At 41.4% G+C, this 8276-nt stretch carries 9 protein-coding genes and 2 pseudogenes; 1 reads left to right on the forward strand and 10 read right to left on the reverse strand.

The features are described from left to right. The 10 genes and pseudogenes from G608_RS21765 to G608_RS24635 form a co-directional block, all read right to left on the reverse strand. Positions 1–414: pseudogene (locus tag G608_RS21765) on the reverse strand (IS4 family transposase); the annotation flags it as partial. A 172-nt stretch (positions 415–586) separates the two neighbouring features. Next, positions 587–1216 carry a GH39 family glycosyl hydrolase gene (locus G608_RS21770; RefSeq protein ID WP_330367086.1) on the reverse strand — a complete coding sequence of 210 codons (630 nt, stop codon included), beginning with the start codon at positions 1214–1216 and terminating at the stop codon, positions 587–589. Between the two features lie 29 nt (positions 1217–1245). After that, positions 1246–2526 (reverse strand): YjjG family noncanonical pyrimidine nucleotidase, encoded by a 1281-nt coding sequence (locus tag G608_RS23045; protein ID WP_081677498.1) that lies wholly within the window; start codon positions 2524–2526, stop codon positions 1246–1248. Then, positions 2519–3100 (reverse strand): hypothetical protein, encoded by a 582-nt coding sequence (locus tag G608_RS21780; RefSeq protein WP_051209491.1) that lies wholly within the window; start codon positions 3098–3100, stop codon positions 2519–2521. Before G608_RS21780 ends, G608_RS23045 begins: the two co-directional genes overlap by 8 nt. Before the next feature lie 321 nt (positions 3101–3421). Continuing rightward, positions 3422–4021 carry a C39 family peptidase gene (locus G608_RS0117550; RefSeq protein ID WP_026497080.1) on the reverse strand — a complete coding sequence of 200 codons (600 nt, stop codon included), beginning with the start codon at positions 4019–4021 and terminating at the stop codon, positions 3422–3424. Positions 4022–4573: 552 nt separating this feature from the next. Continuing rightward, a complete protein-coding gene (locus tag G608_RS0117555) occupies positions 4574–5377 on the reverse strand; it encodes a GNAT family N-acetyltransferase (RefSeq protein WP_026497081.1) in 804 nt (267 codons plus the stop codon). A gap of 51 nt (positions 5378–5428) precedes the next feature. Next, on the reverse strand, positions 5429–5980 hold the full coding sequence (locus tag G608_RS21785; RefSeq protein WP_051209492.1) for a GNAT family N-acetyltransferase: 552 nt from the start codon (positions 5978–5980) through the stop codon (positions 5429–5431). A gap of 128 nt (positions 5981–6108) precedes the next feature. Next, on the reverse strand, positions 6109–6915 hold the full coding sequence (locus G608_RS0117565; RefSeq protein ID WP_330367087.1) for a class I SAM-dependent methyltransferase: 807 nt from the start codon (positions 6913–6915) through the stop codon (positions 6109–6111). 99 nt (positions 6916–7014) lie between these two features. After that, positions 7015–7440, reverse strand: a complete 426-nt coding sequence (locus tag G608_RS21790) for a hypothetical protein (protein ID WP_242829428.1) — start codon at positions 7438–7440, stop codon at positions 7015–7017. Positions 7441–7497: 57 nt separating this feature from the next. Then, positions 7498–7560: pseudogene (locus G608_RS24635) on the reverse strand (XRE family transcriptional regulator); the annotation flags it as partial. On the opposite strand from G608_RS24635, the gene G608_RS23435 reads away from it, so the two are divergent. Then, positions 7536–7745: a hypothetical protein gene (locus tag G608_RS23435; protein WP_155833323.1), complete on the forward strand. Its 210-nt coding sequence runs from the start codon at positions 7536–7538 to the stop codon at positions 7743–7745. The pseudogene G608_RS24635 and the gene G608_RS23435 overlap by 25 nt on opposite strands. Positions 7746–8276 lie beyond the last annotated feature (531 nt).

The following is an 8276-nucleotide window of genomic DNA, read 5'->3' on the forward strand; positions in this document are numbered from 1 at the left end:
GAAGAATTCAAAATTAGATTTACAGTTTGGAACTTCCAGCCTTGAGCCATCAATGGCAAATATATGGTAACCATGCCATGTTTTCCGTTTTCGGATATTTTTGTAGAAAAGATCTACTGATAAATTGAAGAGCTCTTTAAATAATTGTGGCTTGATGTGTTGACGTGCTTTGGATACAGCCTGTTTAGAAACAGAAGGGAAATTGTCAGGTGATAAATCTTCGCTTATTGCTGCAAGATTTTGGTACATTGAAGCTTTGGTGGTATAAAATAGATATGTTACTAGGTGGAGCATTGAAAGTTTGCGCTTTCTGATGAAGTGATTCTTTTCACGGTGAGCTTCCAGGCAGTCCGGAGAAGAGATATATTGCTTGATCTTTTGGATGATAAGTTTGCAGATTTCATGTTTTTCCATACGTAACCTCCTAAATTTGCGTAATCTGGATATGTGTTTCGCAGTCACGAAACTACATCTCCTTATTGATTAAGGGCCGCGTAGCGGCCGCAAATTTTAGGAGTCTTGTCAAGTGTTTTTTGAATATTTAATTAAATAATTTGTGACAATAAAAAAGCTGCAAAGCCAGTATTTATCTAGCTTTACAGCTTAAGTAGACCACATTGGGACCACCTACCTTAAAGCGATCGTCGTAATCCTTTATAGCCTGAAAGGTCTCTTTAAATAACTTGCAATACTCCTCCATATCCGCCTTGTACCAAAAGCCCGGAAGGTTTGGCTCATTCCACACTTCAATAGGCCAGTCCACAACTTCCTCACCGTAGCGAGCTTTCAAGTGCTCAAGAAGAGCGATAACCATGTCCGTCCACTTCTTATATTCCTTTGGCGGAGTAGTATTCCCTTTCCAGTAAAAGATGGTCTGTGTGCCGCTTGCAAGCTGCTCCGGCATGAATCCAAGCTCAAGATATGGGCGGATTCCAAGCTCTAAGAATCTGTCAAAAATCCTGTCTATGTAAGTGTAGTTGTACTCAACCTTGGTTTCGCCATCTTCCTCATATTCATAGTAAATAGCCACATCATCTGAAAAAAGTCCATGACCTCTGATATATGAAAAGCCAATCATGTCCTGCACAAATTTGAGCTCTTTAAGATATTCTTCAGTAAGTGCAAGACCAAGTCGGCCTGTGCCTACGCAATAATCCACGTTATTGTTAAATGGAACGCTTGCTGTCGCATCCACAATTATTTTTTCTGTTTCCATTTCCATCCTCCATTTCCAGTTTGAGCATTCTAATGGGTCACTAACCCCGCCACCCTGGACCATTGTTTCAATATCTCATACAGCTCATCAAATGATGACGCGCAGTAGTCGATGTCGTATTCTTTCATAGCGCTCTCTATATCGCCTCCAGGCATAAACCAGACAGAGTTCATGCCGGCGTTCTTTGCTCCAAGCATATCTGATGTGAGTGAATCGCCTATAACAATACAGTTTTCCCTGGACTCTCCAATCTCAGCGAGCACCATGTCAAAATACTCTACTGAAGGCTTGTTAACGCCCATGTCCTCGCTTACAAAAATACCATCAATATATCTGTCCAAGCCTGTGGTCTCAATTCTGCCTTTGGCATTGATAGTCGCGCCATTTGTTATGACAAATATTCTTGAATCCTTTATTTCCGTTTTGATTTTTTTTACCAGCTCCAGCGAACCATTCAGAAGTACGCCATTTTCAGACATTGTTCTGATGAATTCGGCATTGATCTTAAGAGGATCAAGTCCCGAAGAATCGCCTTCACATTTTCCGAAGATATAATTAAACCTCTTTACAAAAAGCTCTGTCCTGCTTATGGTGCCTTTTTCAAGTTCCCCCCACAAGGCTTTGTTGTAATCCTTGAAAGCGTTATATATCTCTTCTGAAAAGGAAAGTCCGCCTGCCTTAAGCACAATCTCCAGCGCTATACGCTCGGATGCATTAAAATCGAGCAGAGTCTGGTCAAGATCAAACAGAAAGTTTTTGTGTGCCCCTTTTATATTTATCCAGAATCTTTTCATTTTATCCCCATCAACATCGATGGTTTTCTCATATACTCCGGCATTTGCAAGAATAGTTCTCTCGCTTGCAGGATTCCCTTCATCGCAGGTTACAAGCATCTTATCGATTCCCAGCTCTCCCGCTTTTAGCTTATTAAGGCGGAGCATCTCCTTTGCATAGCCATGCCCGCGCTCGGATGGGCGCACCGAATATCCGCAGTGTCCGCCCCAGGTACCAAGGATTGGATGATCAATGTGATGGCGAAGATCAATTACGCCCACAATTCTGCTATCCCTTTTCCTTATTGCAAGAAAAGTATGAGATGGGACTGTTGTCCCTACTTCCTCACATGTCTTCTCATCTTTTCTGAGAGTGCAAATCCTGATCCATTCGTCAGCAGAACTACTGGAATTTAGCGACATACACCCTGCAAACTGGTTTTCATCATCAGCATCTTTTTCTATTATTTCCTGCCTGAATGCCCATAGATCTTCGGCATATTCACTGCTTGGTTCAACAAGTATAATTTCATCCATGAAAGCTTCCCCCAATCGCTTCCTCCTCTTTGTCTATCTCATCTAAGTTAATTTTGCACAAATGAAACCCACAGCCCCAAAAGGCCGTGGGCTCCGATAAAATTATTGGAGTGTCAAATCTCGTGTGCCATTTATTCAGCTGGTCAGACGTCTTATCCTCATATCTGCTTACTTTGAGTTTACCCTGTCTGATGTAATTCTGAATGAAATCATAAGCATTATCAACTATTATTGCATCTGCAACTTCTATTGGTACTATACCAAGTCTTGCGCATGGAATATTCTTGAACTTTATATACTGGTCATCATTTGCATCAACCACATATATGCACCCGCTGACGCCTTCTGAAACCTCTCTAAGAGCGTTTGGATATAGTTCATGATAAACCGGTATATTTCCGGTTTCATCAAATCCGTAAGGGAACCAGTAATAAGGTTTCTCAACAGCATTGCACAGATAAAGTGCTGCCACCGCATCTATGGTGGTCATATACACATAAGGTCTATCATGATCTGCCAGCCTGGGCTCAAGCACATTCAAACCTAATACATTACTTCCATGATATAAACGCATTGCACCTCCGTAAAATTCGGATTATAACAGCTGTAAATCCTTGTTAAGGATTGTATTTATTGCACTTTCATAATCTTTATTATCGTCACAGGGTGTATGATTTTTAATTAAAACTCCAATCGCTAATATATGCTACATACTTATTGCTTTTAAATGTCATGAATGTTGCTTTCTTGCCACCACACCATTAGGGATTTCAATGATATCAAATCCCTGGTTAGTCTGCATAGTTTCAAGTCCATTCCTAAATCTCCCATGTTTCATTTTATAATCCGAATAGTAGTAATAAAACCTTCCCGGTAATTTTCAGTATTTTCATAGTTATCGTTTACGCACTACCCTGATGGCAACGTTGTGGTTATGACCATCGGTTTTCCACAGTTCCTTAAAAGTGTCTGTCTTTATCTTTCTATTATAATGATCACCTTTCTCGTTTGCATATATGCCGACTGATTCTGCAGCATATATATATTCATCATCATAACCGACTATAGGCAGAAAATGCGGAAGCGAATTGCCGGGGGCTATCTCCATCCCTACAATTACAGGCACTCCTTTGCTGACTTCATACTTAAGTGCCGCTAAAGAAATCATACCGGACTCAAGTTTATATCCGTACCGCTCAGCACCTGCCTGCATTGTCTCATAAGGTACAGAGCCATCCTTACCCTTAGGTTCCAGCGAATCATATAATTCTTTAGAATCAACATCTTCACCCAGACTTCGAAGCACATAGGCCGTTGAATATGCGCCGCACTCATACCTGTACTGCTTCCGTATCTCATTCTCGGTCGTGATCACATATTCGGAAGGTGCCTTTATGCGATAGAACAATTCCTGCCCGCCAAATATAAATGCAACTGCCAAAATGACACCTATTATAAATAAAATAATAGCCCTGATTATCTTTTTGATGTTCATAACTCTGATCCCCGCTCACTCCTAAAATATTTTGCAAGATAAAAGGCTATGCCCTCATCACGACAAATTCGAAGTAGTAGCGGCCTTTTCGCTTGCGGACGGCTCGATTCTCGAGAAAATGTTAAGTTTTAATAAGGTGAGCCTGCCTGTTTCGGTAGTTTGGTTATTTATGGCAGGCATTTTTTAGGATGTTTGACTGCCTGTATCTGCGGTTTTCTTGTTTAGGGCAGACGTTTTTTGAACTTTTCGTCTGCCTGTATCTGCTATTTTCTGGTTTAGGGCAGACATTTTTTGAACTTTTTGTCTGCCTGTATCTGCAGTTTGCTTGTTTATAGCAGAAAATTTCGCCGATATTTGCCTGCCCATTTAAGCAGTTTATTAAATCGCGGCAGACAATTACGTTACTAATCCCAAAATGGAAACTCAAATCTCAATTAAAAGCACCAACAAACCGACGTCATTGTGCCATTTTCATTAACAGACATTTCAACAAATCCAGATTCATCTGTTTATCTGATACATTAGCAATTTCATGCTATTTAAGATCTCCTATTATCCTTCATATTTGTACCAGGGATGCGTTCCGGTTATTTCGAATCCGACGGAACAGGCCAGTCGCATGGATGCTTCATTTCTTGTATCACAGTCCCATACGGGTAGTTTCCCTCTTCGAAGAATTTCTTGTACCATTGCGTAAGCAACAATCTTGCCATAGCCTTTTCCGCGGCACTTTTCTGCTGTTTCTACTCCGATATCCACATAATCCTTTGAGACTCCTGAAGAAAACGCGCACGCCGCCATATGGCCGTCTTCGATCAGGCAGTATCCGAATCCCTTTCCTAAAAATGTGCGCTTATCCTCCCAGGAAAATGTAGGTATTATCTTTCCGCTCATCAGATCGTAGTTATCCAGGGTTATTTCTTCCGGCTTTGATTCCATGGTGGGTGAGATGATATCTCTTTTCCCGGTGAAATCGAAGATATACCTATCGTATTTAGAAACTCCCGGAGTCTTCAGTATCATTTCCTGCAACCGGGGATCGTTTTCTGCTTGCAGCGCCATGCGTCCAGAGTGACCCTCCGGCGGATTTGGCATCATTGTCATGGTTTCTTCAATGAATTTCTCATTATAATTCCCCAGGATATTTGCAAAGCCGCAGTAGTGCCAGATCAGTGCGGCATTCGGAGAATCAGCATCATCAACATATATCTCGCCACTTTGAATCCCCTCTAATATTGAAAGCGGATATACTTTTTCAACGCTGATCTGATCGGTCAGATGGTCGATCGTCTTGTAGTCTGTAAGTTTTTTCATGGTCATTTCACGTAAGAATAATCGTTCTGTTTCAATAATCATTTATAATCCAACCTCCACAAAGCCTTGCCGTTTGGCAATGGCACTGATTCTCTATAAATTTTGCTGTATCCGAGACTTGCCATGGTTTTGATCCAGCAATGCGTTTGCATTCTTCAAAACCATGTTGCATCTGTCCCATACTTCGTCATAATATGAAAAAGCTCCGGTCTCGGTGCGTCTTTCTTTAAATCCGACGCTTTCATAGCAATGCCTTGCGCGTTCATTTACCGAGAAGACCATAAGCTGAACCGCAGTGGCTCCGGTTTCATCAAAAGCATAATCTGCAGCTGCTCGGATCATTTCTTTTCCCAGCCCTTTACCGCGCCTTGCCGGATCCACCATCACAAACTTAAGCATTCCCTCTTTGGTCTCATTATTTAGTGAATAGCAGAAGAATCCAGTGGGTTCACCCTTTTCATCAACGGCAACAAACGGATTGTCTCCAAATCTCTCTGATAGATCAGCCAGCATCCGGTCAAAAGACTCTTTCTGAATGGGAAAAGAGGTCTTATTTGCACACCACAAAGCGTGTGTTTTTTCATCTGTGATCCAGTCCTTTATTAGCGAGAAGTCTTTTTCTGCGTTGTATGCTCGTAGATTCATCGGATTTTGCCCTCCTTCTGTAATTATATATTAACGTAAAATAAAAACCGACCTTCTCCTTGCTCGGATTTAAGTCTGTTTTTCACTCCAATATTTTTCGGTAAATTCCGAGATGATTTTTCATGCACTTACGCCGGTTTCTTCGTCAGATACAGCACATAGGTATCCCAAAACTCGACTTTATCTCCGCCCGCAAGCGCCGCGCTCCGAAGCCCTTCGAAAAACTTCGTTTTATAAGGCTCCGGGATTAAAATGTGATCACTGTGCGTGCCGCAATACATCACATATTCATCCGCAGAAAAAGTGCGTTTTCCATAGAAATCTTGGCGCGTCAGATCCACATAGCCATAGTCGGTCGCATGAAGATAGTCAAATGGCTCCTTCATGTTCTTGTATTCCGTTACCGGCTTATAATATTCGTCGTAAACCTTCTGGATATTGCTGTACAACTCCTCATTGGGCGTCTTATAATCCCCAATCAGAAACATCATTGCCAACGTTCCGCCGGGCTTTAACAGTTCAAACGTCTTGGAAAAAGCGACCTTCTCCGGAATCCACTGAATCGTTGCAGCAGAATATATCACATCATATTTCTGCTCCCCGAAATCGTGTGTAATGAAGTCGTCGTTCACGATATGGAAATTCGATCTTGCTCCGTATTTATCTTTCATCTTTTCATAAAGATGCTCCCCGAGCTCAATGGCATTATAATCGCAGCCGGTATCCAGAATCGGATCCGTCGCCTGGCCGGTTCCCGGGCCTATTTCCAGCACCTTCGTCTGAACTCCAATGTTGGCTTCCTTGATGAAAAATTCGAACAGCTCAGGGCTGTAACGGGGTCTGAACTTATCAAACTGCTCTGGAATTGTGTCAAACGCCTTACGATATTCCATTGGCTTCTTCCTCATCTCGCTATATTTTTCATTCTGCCTCAAAATCGTACCTCCTTAGTCATTTATCTTCCATAAGCCTCCCTTGCGCTTAAGCTCCGGCGTGATTCCTATTGGTCCCATGGTAAGTACTGAACACATGATTTATCTCATTTTGTAGATCAAAATTCCCTTTGCCACAATCATAATAAACATTATTGATACTCCGTAAGCTTCCTTGGCCATTGCAAGAAGAAGCACTGCAATAATTCCTACGATCATCGATATGACCGTTATGATTTTCCCTGCTTTTTCCTGCTTCAATCTGGTCAAAAGAATCTTCACCGCTCCGATGATCATCAGCAAAATTAGCACAGCCCAATAAAGTGTGCACTTTAAGCTTCCCGCCTGAACATAATCAGGAAGACTCACCGCATAATAGGCACCGTCAATCCTATTGGGATATATGGGCAGGATAATCATTATCATCGCAAGCACATCTATAATTCCAAGAAGCATATCGCAGATATATCTGATATTGTCCCTGTTCTCTTTTTCGGCGATTGACACCATCTTTTCTGCCGACAGCAATTCGTCTATAGATACTGAAAAGAATCTCGATATCTCTTTTAACGAATCTATACTCGGGTATCCACGGCCTGACTCCCACTTGGAAATGGCAGTTCTTGAAACATATAAAGCTTCTGCCAGTTCTTCCTATGACCATAAAAATGGAGAACAGAGCCGAAAATGCACATACATATTTCAGTAAAATCTCATTCTTCATCCTTCTTTTTGCCTGGAACCAGAGAGTTGGCATAACACTTAATACCAACAGTGTTGTCGAGGATGGATACGACGCCTCCATAAATCCATCTATCAGTATTGGTCTGTAATTTATCGGTATCATTTCAAATAGCAGATATCCAAATATCACTATAATATAGTATATTCCTAGTACTAATATGTCGGAATCGACTTTAAACAGGTTCTTCCTTTGTATCAACTGGACAAGACCGATACCTGCAAATATCAGACATACGAAAATAGGTACAAGTTCCAGCAAGTCAGTTATAGTGTAAATGACCATATGAACCCCGGTCAATTTGTGAAAATAACAGTTGATGGTGGCAAAGCCTATGTCTGTCCCGTTCTGCCCGGCGGGCTGAACATCAACAATCTGGATAAGTACTGTCCAGATGATAAATCCAATAAAAAATAACGCTCCAAATAGTAAACTCTTTAATCCTTTTCTTTTCATTTCTCATAATCCTTTCTGTTTTGTCCCTAGGGCTAAATAGAGCGTAACAATGATTATGAAAAAGCTAAAGAAAGTAAGCGCTTTTCACTCACCCGTTCATAACCAACCAGACCACCAGAATGGCTTAAAAAAATAAACCTTTCCGGTGGCCTTTTAAATTTTTAGA

The sequence above is a fragment of the Butyrivibrio sp. WCD3002 genome, assembly GCF_000424265.1.
Lineage (GTDB): Bacteria > Bacillota > Clostridia > Lachnospirales > Lachnospiraceae > Butyrivibrio.